15 protein-coding genes and 1 riboswitch are annotated in these 21,338 nt (G+C 39.9%); of the genes, 6 read left to right on the plus strand and 9 right to left on the minus strand.

Going from position 1 to position 21,338, the window contains the following annotated elements; genetic code table 11:
- Positions 1–210 precede the first annotated feature (210 nt).
- From L5B83_RS06615 to potA, 4 genes are all read right to left on the minus strand, one after another.
- The gene (locus L5B83_RS06615) at positions 211–1,287 is read right to left on the minus strand and encodes an extracellular solute-binding protein (RefSeq protein WP_250349811.1); all 1,077 of its coding nucleotides are present in this window, start codon (positions 1,285–1,287) and stop codon (positions 211–213) included.
- 135 nt (positions 1,288–1,422) lie between these two features.
- Positions 1,423–2,190 carry a spermidine/putrescine ABC transporter permease PotC gene (gene potC, locus L5B83_RS06620; protein ID WP_250349812.1) on the minus strand — a complete coding sequence of 256 codons (768 nt, stop codon included), beginning with the start codon at positions 2,188–2,190 and terminating at the stop codon, positions 1,423–1,425.
- Positions 2,190–3,050: a spermidine/putrescine ABC transporter permease PotB gene (gene potB, locus L5B83_RS06625; RefSeq protein ID WP_265777936.1), complete on the minus strand. Its 861-nt coding sequence runs from the start codon at positions 3,048–3,050 to the stop codon at positions 2,190–2,192. The genes potC and potB overlap by 1 nt, the downstream gene beginning before the upstream one ends.
- Positions 3,037–4,152 carry a spermidine/putrescine ABC transporter ATP-binding protein PotA gene (gene potA / locus L5B83_RS06630; protein ID WP_250349814.1) on the minus strand — a complete coding sequence of 372 codons (1,116 nt, stop codon included), beginning with the start codon at positions 4,150–4,152 and terminating at the stop codon, positions 3,037–3,039. Before potA ends, potB begins: the two co-directional genes overlap by 14 nt.
- Before the next feature lie 207 nt (positions 4,153–4,359).
- On the opposite strand from potA, the gene pepT reads away from it, so the two are divergent.
- Entirely contained in the window at positions 4,360–5,610 is a 1,251-nt protein-coding gene (gene pepT / locus L5B83_RS06635) for a peptidase T (RefSeq protein WP_265777937.1), read from the plus strand.
- On the opposite strand, the gene glnE is transcribed toward pepT, so the two are convergent.
- Positions 5,607–8,567, minus strand: coding sequence for a bifunctional [glutamate--ammonia ligase]-adenylyl-L-tyrosine phosphorylase/[glutamate--ammonia-ligase] adenylyltransferase (glnE, locus tag L5B83_RS06640; protein WP_265777938.1), 2,961 nt, complete (start codon positions 8,565–8,567; stop codon positions 5,607–5,609). The two genes, pepT and glnE, sit on opposite strands and share 4 nt — an antisense overlap.
- A gap of 116 nt (positions 8,568–8,683) precedes the next feature.
- Positions 8,684–8,772, plus strand: a riboswitch (TPP riboswitch).
- A gap of 43 nt (positions 8,773–8,815) precedes the next feature.
- Here glnE and thiB point away from each other — a divergent pair.
- From thiB to bioB, 4 genes are all read left to right on the plus strand, one after another.
- Positions 8,816–9,823: a thiamine ABC transporter substrate binding subunit gene (thiB, locus tag L5B83_RS06645; RefSeq protein WP_265777939.1), complete on the plus strand. Its 1,008-nt coding sequence runs from the start codon at positions 8,816–8,818 to the stop codon at positions 9,821–9,823.
- Positions 9,824–9,858: 35 nt separating this feature from the next.
- Positions 9,859–11,418 (plus strand): thiamine/thiamine pyrophosphate ABC transporter permease ThiP, encoded by a 1,560-nt coding sequence (gene thiP / locus L5B83_RS06650; protein WP_265778391.1) that lies wholly within the window; start codon positions 9,859–9,861, stop codon positions 11,416–11,418.
- A 97-nt stretch (positions 11,419–11,515) separates the two neighbouring features.
- The gene (gene thiQ, locus L5B83_RS06655) at positions 11,516–12,169 is read left to right on the plus strand and encodes a thiamine ABC transporter ATP-binding protein (protein ID WP_250364580.1); all 654 of its coding nucleotides are present in this window, start codon (positions 11,516–11,518) and stop codon (positions 12,167–12,169) included.
- Between the two features lie 39 nt (positions 12,170–12,208).
- Positions 12,209–13,222: a biotin synthase BioB gene (gene bioB, locus L5B83_RS06660; RefSeq protein WP_250349817.1), complete on the plus strand. Its 1,014-nt coding sequence runs from the start codon at positions 12,209–12,211 to the stop codon at positions 13,220–13,222.
- Between the two features lie 115 nt (positions 13,223–13,337).
- Here bioB and L5B83_RS06665 read toward each other — a convergent pair whose 3' ends face one another.
- Together L5B83_RS06665 and L5B83_RS06670 are read right to left on the minus strand one after the other, a co-directional pair.
- The gene (locus L5B83_RS06665; protein ID WP_442778842.1) at positions 13,338–13,895 is read right to left on the minus strand and encodes a Crp/Fnr family transcriptional regulator; all 558 of its coding nucleotides are present in this window, start codon (positions 13,893–13,895) and stop codon (positions 13,338–13,340) included.
- Positions 13,896–13,907: 12 nt separating this feature from the next.
- Entirely contained in the window at positions 13,908–14,711 is an 804-nt protein-coding gene (locus L5B83_RS06670; RefSeq protein WP_250363331.1) for a sulfite exporter TauE/SafE family protein, read from the minus strand.
- Positions 14,712–15,023: 312 nt separating this feature from the next.
- Between L5B83_RS06670 and L5B83_RS06675 the strand changes: the two genes are divergently transcribed.
- Complete coding sequence (locus tag L5B83_RS06675) at positions 15,024–18,029, plus strand: chondroitinase family polysaccharide lyase (protein ID WP_265777940.1); 3,006 nt, start codon at positions 15,024–15,026, stop codon at positions 18,027–18,029.
- A 473-nt stretch (positions 18,030–18,502) separates the two neighbouring features.
- Here L5B83_RS06675 and secF read toward each other — a convergent pair whose 3' ends face one another.
- Both secF and secD read right to left on the minus strand, forming a co-directional pair.
- Positions 18,503–19,471: a protein translocase subunit SecF gene (gene secF / locus L5B83_RS06680; protein WP_250350017.1), complete on the minus strand. Its 969-nt coding sequence runs from the start codon at positions 19,469–19,471 to the stop codon at positions 18,503–18,505.
- Between the two features lie 10 nt (positions 19,472–19,481).
- Positions 19,482–21,332: a protein translocase subunit SecD gene (gene secD, locus L5B83_RS06685; RefSeq protein ID WP_265763007.1), complete on the minus strand. Its 1,851-nt coding sequence runs from the start codon at positions 21,330–21,332 to the stop codon at positions 19,482–19,484.
- Positions 21,333–21,338 lie beyond the last annotated feature (6 nt).

Genomic DNA, 21,338 nt, shown 5'->3' on the forward strand with positions numbered 1-21,338 from the left:
GGTTTTTGTTTATTTTGTTTTGTTATTTTTAGTAATGTAATTATTTTCATATGTATTGAAAAAGTAAATGCTCGTTATTTTGCGCATTTATTGTAACTTGGGTGAATTATTGCGTGATAAAAATATTAAGTGCGGTAAGATTTTGATAAATTTTTTGCTAGAAGACAAAAATAAACCTCGCATTTAGCGAGGTTTATTTGTCGCGAGAAATTATTTCGCGGCTTTTAATTTTTGGTAATATTCTTCATAGTACTGAACCGCATCACCAACATCATCTTGCCAGTAGCTGTTTTGTAATACTTCAGCGGTTGGGTAGATTGCTGGGTCTTTAGTAATTTCATCAGGAAGTAATTTTAATGCTTCAACATTTGATGTTGGATAGCCAATTTCTTCCGTTAATTTTGCCGCAGTTTTAGCACCTAACATATAGTTAATTAGTTTGTGTGCGCCATCAGGGTTTTTAGAGGTTGCTGGAATGGCAAGGGTATCAACCCAAAGAACAGGCCCTTCTTTCGGGAATACCATATCTAAAGGTGCTTGTTCTTTTTTCGCAATACGCACAGAACCGTTCCATAATTGACCAACTGTTACTTCACCAGAGATGAATGAGTTAGCTGGGTTGTCAGAGTTGAAAGAAAGTACGTTTGGACGTAATTTGAGTAACTCTTCGTAAGCCTGTTTGATGATAGCAGGATCTTGGGTATTTGGATCTTGACCTAATTTTAATAATGCAATGTTAAAGACTTCGCGTGCATCATCAAGTAATTGTACTTTTCCCGCAAATTCAGGTTTCCATAAATCACCCCAAGAAGTGAAATCAGATCCTTTGTAATCATTGGTGTTATAGGCAATACCCGGTGCGCCTAATAATTGTGGTAAAGAATATTTGTTACCTTTATCATAAGGTTTATCTAACCAGTCTGGGTTTAGCTCTTTAATAACAGGTAATTTGCTGTGATCTAATGGCATTAACATACCTTCACGCGCCATTTTTGACACAAAGTAGTTTGATGGGGCAATCACATCGTAACCACCGGATTCACCTTGTGTTTTTAATTTAGCGTACATTGTTTCATTAGATTCTAGACTTGAAACAATGACTTTGATTCCAGTTTCTTTAGTAAATTCATCTAATAGGCCATCTGGCACATATTCTGTCCAAGTGTAAAGATATACGGTATCGTTAGCGGGGGCTTTGGTTTCCGCATTCTTTGTTTCTTTATCATTACAAGCTGTTAAAGTCACTGCGATCATTCCGGCTGTGAAAAGACCTGCAAATTTTTTCATTTCTATCATTCTCCTGTTAAGAGGGTTAGAGATATATTTTGTATAACAAAATACGAATAAAAAACGCCTTGAGGGCGTCAAGGCGTATTCTATTTTGTCTATACTTATTTGTGAAGTATTATTTTCCTTTTCGGGCTATTTATCTTTTTTCGCCACAAGCTGACTTAATATGACTAAAGTTAGCGAGAAAATAATCATTATGGTTGCCAGTGCATTCACTTCAGGTGTTACCCCTGTTTTTACCAATGAGAAAATTTTCAGTGGTAAAATTTCGTAGCTGACACCACTTACGAAAGAGGAAACCACAACATCGTCAAGTGAAATGGTAAAGCTGAGTAACCAGCCTGAGACAATGGCAGGCAAGGCTAAAGGCAGAATAATTTTTCGCAGAATGGTAATTTCACTCGCACCTAAATCTTTTGCCGCTTCAAGCATTTTGGCATCAAATCCTTTTAAGCGTGAAAAGACTGTCACCACCACATAAGGTAAGCAGAAGGTAATATGTGCCAGTAATAATGACCAAAAACCTAATGAAATACCGACAATCATAAATAGGGCAAGTAGGGATACGGCCATAACGATATCAGGCGACATCATAACGATAAATAACATTCCGCTCACCGCTTGTTTACCGCGGAAACGATAGCGATATAAGGCTATGGCAGTTAATCCTCCCACAATGGTGGCAAGGGTTGCCGCAAAAAAGGCAATGGTAACCGAGTGCAATGCGGCTTGGATCAGCGTATCGTTATTAAATAAACGCTCATACCAATTCCAGCTAAACCCTTTCCAACTCAATCCATAACGATCAGCATTAAAAGAATTGGTGACCAAAATGATAATTGGGATATACAAATAAGCGTACACCACCAACATAAAAATATTACGCAGTAAACGACTCATTATTCCAACTCCATTTTCTTATTCATTAATTTACTTGCTTTGTAATAAACAAAAATGAGTAACGCCATTAAAATGGTTAAGCCAATACTAATTGCTGAACCAAATGGCCAGTTACGTGAAATTAAGAACTCGCTCTTAATCACGTTACCCACCAGTAACACTTTCGCACCGCCAAGTAAATCAGCCACATAGAACATTCCCATAGCAGGTAATAACACTAATAAGCAACCTGCGATAATGCCCGGCATCGTGAGTGGAATAATCACTTTGACAAAGCGTTGGAAACTGTTTGCTCCTAAGTCTTTAGCCGCTTCTAATAAACGGTGATCTAATTTTTCAATAGCAGCATACAATGGCAAAATCATAAATGGTAATAATAAATAGACTAAACCAATAATTACCGCAACTTCGGTATTTAGAATACGAATTGGTTCGTTAATTATGCCTAAGGTCAGTAATGTGCTATTTAACACCCCTTTTACGCCAAGGAAAATTTTCATTCCATAAATACGAATAAGTGAGTTTGTCCAAAATGGTAAAACCACTAAAAAAAGCAAAATTGGACGATATTTTTCCTTAATTTTGCTAATCATAAAGGCAAAAGGGTAACCAATAATTAAACAAATAATGGTGGCAATACCCGACATATAAAGTGAATTCCACACCACTTGGGCATAAAGCGGTTCAAATAGGCGTGTGTAATTCTCAAAGGTAAATGGCAATGCATAAAAATCACTGCCATCACGGGTTAAGAAACTGACTGTTAGCACCAATAGGTTAGGCGCTAATACAAACAAAATTAACCAAGCAAAGATGGTTGTAATGGTAATTTTTTGAAATCCCGTATTAGCTGTCTTCATCGTCTAACACAACCTCCCAACCTTCGTGCCAAGTGAGGGCGACTTTTTGTCCTACTGAGTGATCAATATGCGGATCATCTTCATTGAAGAATTCGCTCACTAACACTTTCATATCATTATGATCAAGAATAATGCTGGATTCCAACGTCATTCCTTTATAGTTACGATCAGAAACGTGTCCGATAATCGCTTTAGATTGCTCATTTTCATCTAATTCTTCAATCACAATATCTTCAGGGCGTAAAAGCACTTTCAAGTGTTGATCTGGTTGAACCGGTAAATCCGTATAGATTTCACAAATACGTCCTTCAACATTGGCTTTTACGGTTTTTTCGCTTACACGCTCAATCACTTTGGCATCAAAAACGTTGATCTCACCAATAAAGCGTGCAACAAATAAATTCTTCGGCTCTTCGTAAATTTCACGAGGCGTACCGTCTTGTTCAATATTCCCTTTGTTCATTACGATAATACGATCAGACATCGTCAAGGCTTCTTCTTGATCGTGAGTAACGAAAATAAAGGTAATCCCTAATTGACGTTGCAATGCTTTCAGTTCATTTTGCATTTCTTTACGCAATTTATAATCCAATGCAGAAAGAGATTCGTCTAGTAATAACACTTTTGGCTTATTGACTACCGCTCTTGCAATGGCAATACGCTGTTGCTGACCGCCAGAAAGCTGAGTGGGTTTACGTTCAGCCATTTCTTCTAAACGAACCATACGTAAGGCTTCCATTACACGTGGCTTAATTTCTGCGTTTGGCACTTTTTGCATACGTAAACCAAAAGCCACATTCTCAAAAATCGTCATATGTGGGAAAAGAGCATAACTTTGGAATACGGTATTCACAAAGCGACGTTCTGCTGGCACGTCAGTAATATCCTGCCCGTCAAGAATAATCTTACCGCCGTTAGGATCTTCTAATCCTGCAATTAAACGTAAAACAGTGGTTTTACCACAGCCTGAAGGCCCTAAAATCGTCAAAAATTCGCCATTGTTAATGGTAAGATTTAAACCATCAATAATCGTTTTGTCGCCATAAGACTTAGTTAAAGAACGAAGCTCAATAATCGGTTTGGTTTGAACTGAATTTTCCACTAGCTTTGGTTTTCTCCCTAACAAGTTGGTTGAACAATCAATAGATAAAAATAAGTGCTAATGATATAGCGAACGCCCCACAATGAAAAGCAATTAATCACATTTTGCCTAAAAAAATTAGGTTGAATTTTGTTATATATCAATACCTCAAGCCAACAGCCTCGTTAGAATAAAATGCAACAATTTTTGTAAAGCGATAAAATGATTATGGAAAACAGCACACAATATCAAGAAGGATTACTGGAACGTTTTTTAAACTATGTGAGTTTTGATACACAAGCAAAGTTTAATGCCAAACCCATTCCCAGCTCCATAGGGCAAGCAAAGTTAGCCAAATTTCTGCAACAAGAGCTTTTCGCACTGGGCTTGCAACAAATTGAATTAAGTAAACAAGGTATTCTTACCGCATTTTTGCCTTCCAATATTAGCCCCCAAATGCCAACAATTGGGTTTATTAGTCATCTTGATACGTCATCGCAATGTAGTAGCAAACATACCTTACCTGAAGTGATTGAAAATTATCGCGGAGGTGATATTTCTCTTGGCGTTGGTGAGGAATTTATTAGCCCTGTATATCATCCGTTTTTGCAAAAACTGATTAACAAAACCTTGGTGGTGAGTGATGGAAAAACCTTGTTAGGGGCAGATAATAAAGCAGGAATTGCAGAAATTCTGACCGCACTTTATATTTTGCAACAAAATCATCTTTCTCATTGCAATATTCGCCTCGCCTTTGTGCCAGACAAAGAAACAGGGCAAGGAATGAAACATTTCCCTTTTGATAAATTTACTTGTGATTGGGCATATTGTCTTGCAGGGGAAGGGGTTGGCAGTTTGGGCTATGAAAATGTGAATGTTGCTACCGCCACCGTAACGCTTTATGGACGCAATATTCAAGCTGGCGTAGGCAAAGATAAAATGCGTAATGCATTGACATTAGCGTGTGAATTTCAAAAAGGCTTGCCGGCTCAAGAAGTGCCAGAAAAAACAGAACGAAAACAAGGTTTTTTTCATTTAGAAAGTCTAGCGGGCGATATTGAAAAAGTGGAAATGCGCTATTTAATTTGTGATTTTGATAGGGTGAGCTTTGAGCAACGTAAGGCATTTTTGGCGATGATGATTGTGGATTTTAATCGCAAAAAACGTTTAAGAAAGAAAGCACAGCTAAGTATTGAAGATCAATATAGCAATATGGCTGAGATCATTAAACAACAGCCAAAATCGCTCCAACTTGCTGATTTAGCTATGAAGCAATGTGGTATTGAACCTATTCTCACGCCGATTCGTTCAGGCTATCTTGGTGCAAAATTGGCGGAAAAGCAAATTCCTTGCCCAATGTTATTTACGGGCGGATACAATTTTCATAGCAAGCAAGAACTGACGACCCTCGAAGGAATGTGGGACGCAACAAGGGTGATTGTAAAAATGGTTCAGTTAGCCAATAAATTCTGTGGCTAATCAAATAACATTTGCCAAATTTGGCGAATAAACTGCCGTTCAGATTGATATTCTGCTTGCTTTACCACCGCAGGCAAGCCAAGTAAATTTAAATGATGAATACGGTTGCGTAGGCGAGTGTAGGCATTTTTCAAATGTTCAGAAATATCAACATTTAGCACCGCACTTTTGTTTTCGCTATTTTGGAGTTCTGCCATTGACTCAAAAATCCGCACATTATCTGACCAAATGGTTAAATTAGGGTATTGCGGCGCGTAAGCCAATACCAAATATTGGGCGATAAACTCAATATCCGTAATGCCGCCTTGATCGGTTTTAATGTTAAATTCATCAGGATTGGTATGGGCAAGATGTTGATACATTTTCTCACGCATTGCTTTCACGTCTTCCTTGAGTTTGACAAGATCCCGTGGCGCAGAAAGTACCTTGCGGCGAATTTGTTCAAAACGTTGGCGTAAGGCAACATCGCCATAAACGGCACGGCTTCGTACAAGCGCTTGTTTTTCCCACGTCCAAGCGTCATTAAGCTGATAATTCTCAAAGGCACTTAGCGAGCAGCCAAGTAACCCCGCATCACCAGACGGGCGTAGGCGAATATCGATATCATAAAGCACCCCCGCGCTCGTATTCATACTAAAAATACTGATGATTTTTTGCGTCAGTTTGAGATAAAACTGATTGCTGTCGATCACTTTTTTGCCACCTTGCGTTTGACCTGTTTTGCTACCGTCAAACAGAAAGACCAAATCCAAATCAGATTTGTAGCCCAGTTCAATGCCACCTAATTTGCCATAGCCAATGACTAAGAAACCTTTCTCATTAGGCGGAAGATATTCAGGAATACCAAAGCGCGCAGTAACTTGTTGCCAAGCAAGCTCTACAACGGCAGCAATAATCGCTTCTGCCAAATAGGTCAAATGATCGCTCACTTTCATTACGGGCAATGCGCCGAGAATATCTGCGGCTGCCACACGTAACAAGGTGCTTTGCTTAAATTGACGCAGGGCATCAATAAACTGTTCTTCGTCATCTTGCGGTAAACGGAGCAGATATTGCTTTAATTCGCTGGCATATTCGCTGAAATCGGTCGGATTTAATAATGCGTTGCGATCTAATAATTCATCAAGCAAAATGGGGTGTCGCGCCACTTGTTGAGCAATAAGCTGTGAGTGTGAACATAGCTCAATGAGCTGATTGAGTACTTGCGGATTTTCCACTAATAATTCCAAATAGGCGGTGCGAGTGAGAATTTTATCCACAATATCCAACATTCGGGGGAGCAAGCTTTCATAGGCTTGATGTTGAAACACTTGAGTAAGTAGCCTCGGCATTAACTGCCTTAATACGCCACGCCCTCTGCTTCCAATCGGACGGCGAGCCAGTTCGTTGCGAAACTGAGTAAGGCGTTGTAAGAGCGGTGCATTTTCTGCCAATGTTATGCCATTTTGTTGCAGAATGAGTAGAAGGTCTTCCTCATTGAAATCCGTTTCTAAAAAATCGTTCCATTGGCTATTTTCTTGTGGCGAGGGATCATTTTCTGCACCAATTAATTGCGAAAAAACCGACCGCACTTTATTTTGGTGCGATTGTAATAAGGTATCAAAATCCGCCCAGCTTGTTATGCTATTTTCCACGAGGACAGGCTGTTTTTGCGTATTCCATTGGGTATAACGTTGCAGAGCAACAATTAGGCGCTGGCGATCCAGCTCTTTTTCTGGCAAAAGCTGAGTTTGTTTGTCGTCAATAGCTTGCAACACATTTTCTACACGGCGTAAAAAAAGGTAAGCATTTTTTAAATCAGTGACTTCTTGAGAGCTAAGTAAAGCGAGTTGTTCCAATTCAGGTAATATGTGAAGCAATCCGTGTTGTTGCAATTTAATTTCACGTCCACCACGAATAAGTTGGAAAACCTGTACAATAAATTCAATTTCACGAATGCCTCCCGCGCCCAGTTTGATATTGTCTGCTAACCCACGGCGTCGAACTTCCCGTTCAATTTTATGTTTCATTTCGCGTAAAGATTGGATAACGCTAAAATCAATATAACGGCGGTAAACAAAAGGGCGGAGTAAATTTTGTAAGTTTTTGACATTGGGATCTTGCGGATCAGCGCCTAAAATACGCCCTTTGATCATTGCATAGCGTTCCCAATCTCGTCCTTGTTCTTGGTAATATTGTTCCATTGCGGTAAAACTTAGGGCTAATGCCCCCGCTTCACCAAAGGGGCGCAGACGCATATCTGTGCGATACACAAAACCATCAGGGGTATATTGATCTAAAGCATTAATCAAACGTTGTCCTAAGCGAGTGAAAAAGACACTATTTTCAATAGAACGCCTTGCGCCTTGCGTTTCGCCGTTAGCAGGGTAGGTAAAAATGAGATCAATATCTGAGGAAAAGTTTAGCTCAAAACCGCCTAGTTTCCCCATTCCTAAAATATAAAGTTGTTGCGGTTTGCCGTGGCTATCCATTGGTATGCCCATTTCAGCACAGGCACGCTGATAAAGCCAATCCCGAGCGGCAATAATAATGGTTTCTGCCAATTGTGAAAGGACAATGAAAATTTCTTCGACCGTCGCTAAGTTTAAACTTTGACATAAACTTAACTTCGCCATTTCGCGATGACGAAAAAGACGTAATTGGCGATAAAGTTGGGTGTCATCAGTAACTTCTTGAAGTAAGGAATGCAAGGCTTGTTGGTAATAGGCTGTATTTTCTAAATGGGGGAATTGTTGCCAACATTGGTGTAAAAAGTGCGGTTGTTTTTTTAACGTTTCTGCCACAAAATCAGACATTGCAATGCCTTGTGCCAGTTTACCTATTGGGCTAGTCGGATCATTTTTCTGCTGTGCAAGTTGCGTGTAAAGCCCTTCATTATAATGTTCAGGGTAATGCTGAATTAAACAATCTGCCAGTGTTTTTAACGTATCGTCAAGGTGAGGAACAGAAAATGCCATAGGTTATCCTTATCAATCATTAACTGATTGCTAACTATAAAGAAATTTTAAGAATTTTTAAATACATAGATTGCATTGGTAAAGGAAAATTACTACACTGAACGCGAGCTAGAGGCTCAAATTAGTCGGGGTGCTTGATAGCTGAGATCATACCCGTGAACCTGATACAGTTAATACTGACGTAGGAAACTAATTTTTTTGCTGTTTGCGTCAATATTGCTGGTCGTTTTTTATTGGAAGGAAACACTATGCAATTCAAAAAATCTTTTTCTCTTACTTTTCTTACCGCACTTTTTAGCACTAGTCTGATGGCGACACCAAGCTCTGCGCAAGAGGTGCAAGTTTATACTTATGATAGTTTTAGTGCTGATTGGGGCGCCGGTCCAAAAGTGAAAGCGCTGTTTGAGCAAACTCACCCCCAATGTCAGGTGAATTATGTGCCTTTTGATAGTACTGGGGTAATGTTTAATCGGATTCGCCTTGAAGGGAAAAAGAGCAAAGCCGATATTGTGCTAGGCTTAGATCAAACAATGCTTGAAGAAGCGAAAAAGACCTCATTATTTGCAGAACATCAGGTGCCAATGGCGCAACTTTCTTTACCTGAGAAGTGGGAAGATAAGGTGTTCTTACCTTATGATTTTGGTGCTTATGCCTTCGTGTATCATAAAGAAAAATTACCAAACCCACCGAAAAGCCTAAAAGAATTGGTTGATAATCAACAACTTCGCATCATTTATCAAGATCCGCGTACCAGTGGTGTAGGGCGTGGATTAGTGATCTTAATGAATGAAGTTTATGGCGATGATGTAGAGGCAGCGTGGAAGAAATTGGCTCGCCATACCGTTACCGTAGGGAAAGGTTGGTCAGAAACTTACGGCGCATTTTTAAAAGGCGAATCAGATTTGGTGTTTAGTTATAACACTTCACCACTTTATCATCTCTTAAATGACAAGGATGCCAATTATGCCGCGACAGATTTTGCTGAAGGGCAAGTGCTACAAATTGAAACCGCAGCGCGAATGGCAAATCACCCTAACGCTTGTGCTGATGCCTTTATGCAATTTTTGATTACTCCAGAAGCGCAACGCCAAATTTCACAAAAAAATATTATGTTTGCCGTTATTGATGAAAAAATTGAACCGCACTTTGATGCGTTGAAACAAGCACAGCAAAGCAAAACCACGTTGGGAAGTGGCGTCAATACAGAACAATTAAAACAATGGACGAACACTTGGCAAGCCAGCTTAACACAATAATACGCCGTTATTTGCAAAAATTCCCCCTTTCTTCAATGCTTGGGGGAATGGGCGTGATATTGCTATTGGCGACATTTTATGGCTTTACCTTAAGTGCGGTGTTAAATCTTGGCAATCATCAGCAATGGACGGCACTTTGGCAAGATAACTATATTCGCCACGTTATTGCCTTTAGTTTTGGGCAGGCATTTCTTTCGGCATTCTTATCGGTGAGTATCGGATTATTATTTGCCCGTGCGTTTTTTTACCAAGATTTCCGTGGTAAATCGCTTATTTTGAAATTATTTTCCCTAACTTTTGTGTTACCTGCTTTGGTGGCTGTACTAGGACTATTAGGAATTTACGGACATTCAGGTTGGTTGGCAAGGTTATTTTCCGCCCTTGAGATTGACTGGAAACCCAATATTTATGGCTTAAGTGGCATTTTAATCGCACATTTATTTTTTAATATTCCTTTAGCAAGCCGTCTATTTTTGCAAGCCCTATCAAGCATTCCTAATCAGCAACGTCAGCTTAGTTCACAGCTTAATATTCGCGGTTGGCAATTTATTCGTTTAATCGAATTACCTTATTTACGCCAACAATTTTTGCCTGCCTTTGCGTTAATTTTTATGCTTTGCTTTACTAGCTTTGCCATTGTACTCACACTTGGTGGTGGGCCAGCGTATACCACCTTAGAAGTGGCGATTTACCAAGCCATTTTATTTGAATTTGATTTACCTAAAGCGGCAATGTTAGCGTTGTTGCAATGCGGTTTTTGTGTCCTATTGCTTATGATGAGTAGCTTCTTTCATCGCAAAGATCCTAGCCAGCTCGATTTACGCCAGTTCTGGCGAGAAAAGCAGACAAGTGCGGTACAAATTTGGCAAGTTTTTTGTGTGGGCAGTGTGCTGATTTTTCTTTTTTTACCCTTGCTTTATATGGTGGTGGCAGGATTAGATTGGGATGCGTGGCAAAAAGTGGCACAAAATCCCCAGTTGTGGCGTGCTTTGGGTTATTCCTTAAGTATTGCACTATGTTCTGCGCTATTTGCTATTGTATTGTCAATGGCATTACTCTTGCTCGTGCGACGCTTAGCTTGGCAAAGCCACCGTTATTGTGCCAATGTCATTAGTAATATGGGAATGATCGTGCTTGCGATCCCAACTTTAGTGGTGGCATTAGGGCTGTTTATTCGTTTGCAAGATCTTGATTTTCAGCCGGGGCATCTTCTCCTTATTGTAGCGTTTTGTAATGGCATTTTGGCAATGCCTTTTGTGATTCGCACGCTTTCTGCCCCAATGTATCAAACAATGCAATATGAGCGACTTTGCCAATCTCTTGGCGTACAAGGCTGGCAACGCTGGCGAGTGGTAGAATGGCAAACTTTGCGTTCAGCGATGCGGTATGCTAGCGCATTGGCTTGTGCCTTATCGCTGGGCGATTTCACAGCGATTGCTTTATTTGGTAATCAAGATTTCATCTCTTTGCCTTATTTGCTTTATCAGCAATTAGGCTCATATCGTATGCAAGAAGCGAGCGTAACCGCCTTAATTTTATTAGGGTTATGTGGTCTGTTATTTATGATGATTGAAAAAACGCAAAATGTGGCATAGCGAAAAGCAAGAGCAAAGCGAAAATAGCAAAAAATTGCACCGCACTTTGTTTTTGTTCGATATTGGTTCTTATTACGTTAATGATTTAGGCAAGATAATGATTAAACTGGATACTTATTTTCATTACCCCAATCAAGCGATGCACTTCCAACTGCATATTTCGGCGGGACAACGTGTTGCCATAGTGGGGGCGAGTGGCGCGGGGAAAAGCACGTTACTCAATTTAATTGCTGGATTTGAACTCGCCGACAAGGGGGAAATTTGGCTTAATGGGCAAAATCACACCTTTAGCGCGCCTCATCAGCGTCCTGTTTCGATGCTCTTTCAAGAGAATAATTTGTTTACGCATTTAACGGTGGGTGAAAATATCGCCTTAGGTTTAAAGCCCAGTTTAACGCTGAGTGCGGAAGAAAAAGCACAAGTGGAAAAGGCGGCAAGTGCGGTTGGATTAGGCGATTTTTTATCTCGCTTACCTAATGCCCTTTCTGGCGGGCAGAAACAGCGTGTTGCTTTAGCTCGTTGTCTGCTTCGTGATAAACCGATTTTATTGCTTGATGAACCATTTTCAGCACTTGATCCTCATTTGCGTCAAGAAATGTTGAATTTATTAGAGAATTTATCTCAGCAGAAAACATTGACGTTGCTCATTGTTACTCATCAACCTAATGAATTAGTCGGAAAAATTGATCGCCTTTTATGTGTTGAAAATGGTAGGATTAGTGATAAATCATTACCTGAATTAAAAATTTAGGTCTAAAATAGACCGCACTTTTTGTAATAAGGATAATTTATGACAATCACAAACATTCAAATTCCTTCTTTAACACCGCACCCAACCTTAGAATATTGGTCAGTGTGTAAAGTGGAAGCGTTATTTGAAACCCCTTTTTTAGAGTTGGTGTATCGTGCCGCTCAGGTTCATCGTGAGAATTTTAATCCACGGGCGATTCAACTTTCTACCTTAATGTCGATTAAAACAGGGGGTTGCCCTGAGGATTGTGGTTATTGTCCACAATCGGCACGCTATCAAACAGGGGTGCAAAATCAACAATTAATTAATGTTGATGAGATTGTAGAGAAAGCGAAAGTGGCAAAATCCCGTGGTGCAAGTCGTTTTTGTATGGGGGCGGCTTGGCGTGGGCCAAAACCAAAAGATATTGAAAAAATCACCACGATTATTAAAGCAGTAAAAGATCTGGGGCTAGAAACCTGCGGGACGTTTGGCTTATTGCAAGATGGTATGGCGGAAGATTTGAAAAAAGCAGGATTAGATTACTACAATCATAATATTGATACCGCACCAGAGCATTATGAAAAAATTATTGGCACACGCCAATTTGATGATCGTATTAATACCCTTGGGAAAGTGCGTAAAGCCGGCTTAAAGGTATGTTGTGGGGGAATTGTTGGTATGGATGAAACACGGAAAGAACGTGCCGCATTTATTGCCAGCTTAGCTAATCTCGATCCACAACCAGAATCCGTGCCAATCAACCAATTAGTGAAAGTGGAAGGCACGCCATTGGCTGAGGCGGCGGAATTAGATTGGACGGAGTTTGTGCGTACCATTGCCGTTGCACGAATTGTGATGCCAAAAAGTTATGTCCGTTTATCTGCGGGACGTCAAGGAATGTCAGAAGAAATGCAAGCAATGTGTTTTATGGCTGGGGCAAATTCGATTTTCTATGGGGATAAGCTATTAGTAACAGAAAATCCTGAAGAAGATGGCGATCAGCTTCTAATGGCAAAACTCGATCTTGAACCAGAAACAGAAGAAAATCGTCTGCAACAAGAACAAAATTAATGTAACGATTTATTGACACAATGGCAGCATAGATGCTGCCATTTTTATTGCGATGTCAGTTTAACAAGATAATCCAATGCGCTAAGTACAGGCTAAACCGTTGAGGAAAATGAAATTACGATAATAAATTTTTCTTTCTTAAATCACGGGTAATGCGAATAGCAGTTTCGGTTTCACAGCCTGCATACTCAGCGATTTCTCGGTGTGTCCAATGGTAATCAGGAAAGTTTTCTGTTAAGAAATAAATGCTGTCAATTACACGATCTAAACTTTTTAAATACGCACTTTTAGCAAGGCGATCTTCTGCATCACGCAGTTCATTTGAAAGAATTTGGAATAAAAAGCGAATGGTTTCTGGGTTTTCTAAAAAGAAGGAATCAATATGTTGTGGCGTGATTTTGATAATTTCTGCTTCCATTAATACTTTCGCCGTGCAATGGTATTTCTTATCACCAAATAGGGTACGAAATCCAAAATAATCCCCTGCTTTATAAATTCTCACTAAACTTTCTTTACCATTTTCAAGGGTATGATATAAGCCAATAAGCCCATTTTTTACACAATAAAACGAGTGGGCGGTTTCCCCTTGACGATAAAGCTGAGTGCCTTTGTCAACAGCAACCAAATGATTATATTGACAATTTTTAAAATTCATCGCTTTAAGCATTTTCATATCCTATATAATTTATCCTTGTATTACTCGCAATAGTAGCATATAGCAAGCAATAAAAAGTAAGATCATACTAAGCAATTTACGTGCGGTTTCCTCTTTGATAATGCCACGAAGTTTCATACTGATGAAACTCATAAAAAAAGCACTTAGCACGACAATGAGTACAATGGAGAAACTCACATAGCCAATCTGTAAGGAATGGGGGATAATCACTTCTGGGGTCTTGGTTAAATAGCCGTAAAGATTGCCAATGCCACCAATCACCATCATATAATTGGTATAAACCGCCACACTTTTAATGCTAACACTGGGCAACTGGCTAATTAGTGGCGACATAATTGAGCCACCACCGATCCCTGTAATCCCAGCAATTCCCCCACCTAGAAAGCAGAATAGGCTACCACGTAAGCGATCTTTTTTCTGTGCTTGTTGCTTTTTCTTATTGTTCGGATGCAAAAAGGTTTTTAATGCCAATACAATCAGCGTAATGACAAAGACCCCTATTATCAGGTTATCTGAAACATTAAAGCTGAGATGAAAGCCAAGTTGTACACCAATGATCATACTTAGTGACCAAAGGAGCAATTTTTTCTTATCAATCTCAATATTTAGCTTATAAAAGTAAAACAGATTAATTAACGCTGATCCCATTACGATAGTCAGTGAAGTGGCAGAAATCATTTGGATTGGCATATAAGGGAAAAGCGTATGTAAAATGGGTACCATCAACACCCCGCCACCAATACCAAAAATCGCTGACATCAGGTTAGTTAATATACCGCATAAAAGAAGAATAATGATCAAAGAAAAGGTCATAGTCTATCCTTATGATTTTTCCTTTATTATGAATAATCAAATTAATAATCCTTATGATCGGCATCATAAAAACAAATATCAAAACTCCGTTTTAATATTTTTGTGATCTTGATCTTATTTTTAAAGTGCAGTGCTTTTACTCTGTGAAATATTTGCCTATGATAAGGTTGAATGCTCAGTTTTAGTTATTTTTGTGTCGTATCTAACCAGCTTGAACATCGCAATGGCTCAGATTAATCGTCTTTGATTTGAGGTGTCTTTTCACTAACACTTATTACACGGGTTTCCGTTTCTTATTCTAAGGGAGAGCCTATGAAAGCGAGCTTATTTCCAAAGCTAAGCCTATTAACTGCTTGTGTCATCACGGGCAGTGTGAATGCGGCGAATTATGCGTGGGATTTTTTTGAAAATGCACAGCCTCCAGCTTATTTAACCGTTACAAATGGGCAAGTTGCACCGAGTGCGTTGCATTACAAAGATGGGAAGCAGGCGTTGCATTGGCAGTTTGATCCAACAGGGCGCTTAGTGTTTTCACAAAATTTAGATTTTTCACAAAATGACGATATTTTGCCGCAAACGTTTATGCTATGGCTCTATAATGAAAAAGCCATTAAACAGCCTCTTCACTTTAGTTTTGAACAACAAGGCAAGGTGAAAAAATCTTTTGATATTAATTTAGATTTTACAGGCTGGCGCGGTATTGCAGTACCATTTCGTGATATGCAAGGCGAAAATGTGACAAACTTAGACAAGTTGGTGATTCAAGCACCTGATGAAGCGGGATCACTTTATTTAGATCAGCTTTTATTCAACGTTCCTGTGGATAATCGTTACCCAATTCCTAATTATCAAGCTGATTTTGTTAATCCTACTGCAAGTACGGCAGTGAATAAAAACTGGAATGGTTTGCTGTTGTATGATCAAATGTTAAGCAAAAATTACCCGCACTTTGATTTTAATAGAAGTCTGCATTCCGATCCGCAAAGCGAAAGCATTTACCAACGTTTTGAGCAAGTGTTAAATGTGTTTACGGATAAACCAAGTGCGGTGGATTTTTCACAAATTTTACAAAAATATCAATCTTTTAATATCAGTGAAAAAGATGGCGTCATTCAAGGTCCAATGCTTGATTTCCCAGCGCGACAGAAGTTTATGAAAAATGATCAAGTGTTTAGCAAGCAAGATCAAGATTTCTTACTTCATTCTGTGTCAATGCGTGAGCTAGGTAAAGTGATGCTAGAAAGTGCAAAAGCCTTGCGTGTGGGTCAATTGACAGAGGAACAACGCCAACAGCTGGAAGCCAAATTCTTGCTTGCCACCCGTTATTTATTTGATCAAGGTTTTGTGCGTGGTAGCAGTATCCAAATTGTTACCCATATGGGCTATCAAAACCGAGAACTTTTTGATGCGTGGTTCTTAATGCGTGATTTACTTGAAAAGCAAGGATTGCTTGAACAAGCACAAGGCGCAATGGCGTGGTTTAGTGGAACAGGGCGTATTTTTGAGCCTGATGAACGTATTGTTGAAGCAAATGTGGATATTTTAAATACGCAACTCCAATGGATTGTAAAAAGTATTTTACTGTTACCAAATGAACAGCAACGAACAGGTTTGTTAAAACAATTTTCCCATTGGTTGAGTACCACCATTTTACAATCAAAAGGGGTTGCAGGGGGATTTAAGCCCGATGGCTCGATTTTCCACCATTCACAACATTACACCGCATACGGAAAAGACGCCTTTGGTGGGCTAGCCCCTGTGGTTTATGCTATGAGTGATTCACCTTATGCACTTAATCAAGCTGCCCGAGAACGTCTAAATGATGTGTTATATAAAATGTGGGTTTATAGTAAAGATGGGCATATCCCAATTGTTATTAGTGGGCGTCACCCAACGGGAAAATTCTCTGTTGCCGCAACTCCATTTAAATGGTTTGCCTTAGCAGGTAATGAGAAAAATGGGGAAAAAATTGACCGCACTTTTGCAGGAATTTATGCGACGTTATCGCATAAGCCAACGTTTGAACAAGTTCCAGCCATTGCAGAACCCGTAGGGGCTTGGACGATGAATTATGCGTCAATGGTAATACAACGCCGTCATCAAGATGATCCAAACTTGTCTTGGCTTGCTATTGCACGAGGATTTAGCCGTTATTTAGTAGGAAATGAATCTTACGAGAAAAACAATCGCTATGGACGGTATATGTCCTATGGTGCATTAGAAATTATCCCCCAACATTTTGATGATCGTGGTTATCGTTATGATGGTTGGGATTGGAACCGTTTCCCCGGCACAACAACCATTCATCTGCCTTATCCAGAGCTAAAAGCACAGTTGTTACAACTCCCTGCTGCGGGGCTTGAGGAAATGCTACTTTCCACGGAAACCTATGCAGGTGGAACAGATTTGCATAATAACAGTATGTATGCAATGAAACTGCGTGGACACAGTAAATATCAGCAAGATTCGCTATTTGCACGAAAATCTTATTTCCTATTTGATAACCAAATTATTGCATTAGGGACAGATATTCAGAATGATGATAAACAACATAGAACAGAAACCACCTTATTCCAGCATAGTGTGGCAGAACTTCAACCTGTTTTAGTCAATGGAAATGCTGTTTCGGCATTAGGCACAAAACAAGAGATTAAACAAGCCGTCACCTTTGCGGATCCTGCCGGTAATCGCTATTATGTGCCAGAAGGGCAAAATGTTGTGTTTACTTATCAAGAACAAGAATCTGTTGATGATCGTGATGACAAACCAACGAAAGGGAAATTTGCCACAGCGGTTATTGATCACGGTGTCGCCCCGAAAAATGGGCAATATGAATATGCCATTCTTGTTGCGGCTAAAAATGATCAAATGCCAGCTTATCAAAAATTATCGCAAACGAATAAACTGCACGCAGTTAAAGATAAGCATAGTGGGCAAGAAGCCTATGCTTATTTTGAAGCAGAGCATAATGATGTAGGTGGGATTATACTTGGATCGGATCAGCCTGTCATGGTGATGGCACAACAGCAAGATCAATCACTTGATTTATCTATTGTGAATCCAGATCTCGCTTTCTATAAAGGGATTGAAGCGGATCAGGTTAAAGCGGGTAAACAAGCCGAAGTTAGTATTTATTCCCGTCAATGGCGTGAAAGCGCGTCTCAGACGCAAAATTCTACCTTAACGGTAAAAGGTAAATGGCAGCTTAAACAGGCTAGCCAGTGTGCAACGGCAACGGTGAAAGGGGAGACCACATTGATATCCACCCAAACCACAGATGCAACACCTTGTAAAGTGAGATTCGTCGCAGCGAAATAGCGCCTAAAAAACCATAAAAAAATACCGCACTTTGATTTGCTCAAAATCCTAGGCATCTGGAAAATAAAATCTTGAGCTCTGTGTTATACAGGGCTCAAGTTATTTAATGCGGGTTTAATCCTCTATTCGTTATCATCGCGAATTTACGTAATGACATTTCTTAGCTCTGTCACATTGGTAAAGCGATGTAGATAAAAACACGCTAATTTTACAACGCTAAAAATGTGCTATCACAGTTTTATCATTGCAATTTCCTTTGTGGCTTATACTCTGAACCCGTTTGCTTTGCTATTGTTTTCACTAATATAACTGGTTGGGTCCGACTTTTTGGGGGCAGAGCATTTTAGTTTTGCGATGCTTCCTCTTTTCATCGGCACATTTATAAATAAAAGCCCGAATAAATCGGGCTTAAAATCTTGCTTAATGTTAGACCGTACTTGGCTAAAAACGTGCGGTGACATTTTTAACGTTTTTTACGGCAATTCATCAATATCGTCTTTATTCACTTTTTGAATAATCATATGTTCGCGTCTTAAGCCGAGATCATAGGCGATACTGATAGCAATATAAATGGTTGAGTAAGTCCCAAAACCAATACCGATTAAGAGCGCTAATGAGAAACTATGGATCGTAGGGCCGCCAAATACAAACAAGGCAATCACCACAAACAGGGTTGTGATAGAGGTCATTAGGGTTCTTGATAAGGTTTGAGTGAGTGAAATATCAATAATCTCTACCGTATCAATACGGCGAATTTTACGGAAATTTTCACGCACACGGTCAAATACCACGATACTATCGTTCAAGGAGTATCCCACCACCGATAAAATGGCTGCCACAAAGGTGAGATCCATTTCAATTTGGAAATAAGAAAAGATCCCAAGTGTTACAATCACATCGTGTGCAAGGGCGACGATTCCCCCTGCTGCTAAACGCCATTCAAAGCGAAACGCAATATAGGCAAGCAACATTAATAAGGTGATCAAGGTGGCATAAATTGCGCCTTGGGTGAGTTCTTCGCCGACATTTGGGCCAACAAATTCCACGCTACGAATTTGGATATCATTATCCAATTTGCTTAGCATTTCTTTAATTTGTGTCCCAATATCTGCACCACCAGCAGAAGCGGAAAGACGGATCATCACATCACGCACGCCCCCCGTGGTTTGTACTAATGGGCTGTCGATACCATTTTCTTTTAACGTTGCACGGATTTTTTCTAAATCAGCAGGTTGGGAAAAATGCGTATCCACAACCGTACCGCCAGTAAAATCCAGCCCCCAGTTAAAGCCTTTGGTGACAATGCTTGTAATACAAAGTGCGGTAATAATTAATGAGAAAACATAGCCTACAAGGCGGTATCGCATAAATGGGATAAGCTTGAATGGTAAGATGACCCCTTTATATTCATTCACTTTTTTATCTTTTGCAAATAAGCTCATTATTACCACCTTAAATAGATAATTTCTCAACGCGTTTGCCGCCGTAAAGTAAATTTACCAGCATTCGAGTTCCTGTAATCGCAGTAAACATTGAGATCGCAACCCCTAAGGAAAGGGTGATTGCAAAGCCTTTAATTGGCCCAGTTCCCACCGCATAAAGCACGATAGATGTTAAAATTGTGGTTAAGTTAGCATCAAAAATACTGCTAAATGCGCCGCTGTAGCCTTCATTGATTGCCTGTTGAACGCTACGTCCGTTACGTATTTCTTCTTTTATTCGCTCAAAAATCAATACGTTAGCATCCACAGACATTCCCACAGAAAGAATGATCCCTGCAATTCCCGGCATTGTGAGCGTTGCGCCGGGAATTAAAGACATTAAACCAACGAGTAAGACCATATTGGCAAGCAGTGCCATACTTGCAAATAAACCGAAAACTTTATAGTAAATCAGCATAAACACGACAGTAATGGCTAAGCCCCAAAGCCCTGCTTGTAAGCCTTGTTCCACATTTTGTGCGCCAAGTGATGGTCCGACGGTACGCTCTTCTACAATTTGGATCGGGGCAGTTAATGCGCCAGAACGTAATAACACGGAAAGATTGAGCGCTTCATTTGGGCTATCAATGCCCGTAATTTGGAATTGGCTACCAAAACGTCCTTGGATTGTTGCCACATTAATCACTTCCTCGTGTTTAGTGAGAACGGTTTTGCCATTTTCATCTTTTTTACCGCTGTCTTTATATTCTACATATAAAGTTGCCATTGGTTTTTTCAGATTCATTTTGGTGGTTTGCGACATAATATCGCCACCCTCACTATCTAAGGTAACGCTGACTTGTGGGGTTGCGGAATTTTGATCAACGCCTGATGACGCATTGACAATATGCTCACCCCCTAATACTGCACGTTTGTATAGCACCACTGGGCGACCATTACGATCAAATTTCACTTCAGAATCTGAAGGCACCATTCCACGCATCGCCGCATCAAGGTTGGCATTTTGATTGACTAAACGGAATTCTAAGGTTGCGGTTGCACCTAAAATTTCTTTTGCTCGTGCCGTATCTTGAACTCCCGGTAATTCCACTACGATACGCTCTGCGCCTTGGCGTTGAATGACGGGTTCAGAAACACCCAATTCTTCCACACGGCGACGTAAAATACTCAAATTTTGCTCAATCGCGTGATCGCGTGCTTCATTTAATGCCGCATCGGATAAGGTTAAAGAAAGCGTATTGATTGAAATTTCACGAATATCTAAATTGGGGTGTGCTTGACGCAATAAACGTTGAACCGCTGAAAGTTGATCAGGGTTTTTCAGGGTAACCACAGTGCTATGATTTTCCCCAGCACGAATACTGGTATATGGATATTTTGCTTTACGTAATTCAGCTAATAAACTGTCTTGCAACTGCTCTTGACGTTTCGCTAACGCTGTATTCATATCCACTTCCATTAAAAAGCGTACACCACCACGCAAATCTAAGCCCCATTTCATTGGTGAACCACCAATATCTGAAAGCCATTTTGGCGTCGCTGGGGCAAGATTCAGTGCCACAGAATAACCATTGCCTAATTTTTCGCTAATTTTATCTTTGGCAAGAAGTTGGTCATCGGTGTTATTAAAACGAGCAAGAATTGAACCGTTTTCTAATTTAATGGATTTTGTGGTGAGATGATTTTCGCGAAGAAGAGCTTGCACATTGCTAAGGGTTGTTGTATTGGCTTCTTGTCCACGAGTTCCTGAAATTTGAACGGCAGGATCTTCACCGTAAAGATTTGGAAGAGAGTATAAAACACCAATGGCGACCACGAGGGTCACCATTATATTCTTCCATAAAGGGTAACGATTTAACATAGATTT

Origin of the sequence: Avibacterium sp. 21-599, from assembly GCF_026226765.1 — a bacterium.
Classification (GTDB): domain Bacteria; phylum Pseudomonadota; class Gammaproteobacteria; order Enterobacterales; family Pasteurellaceae; genus Avibacterium.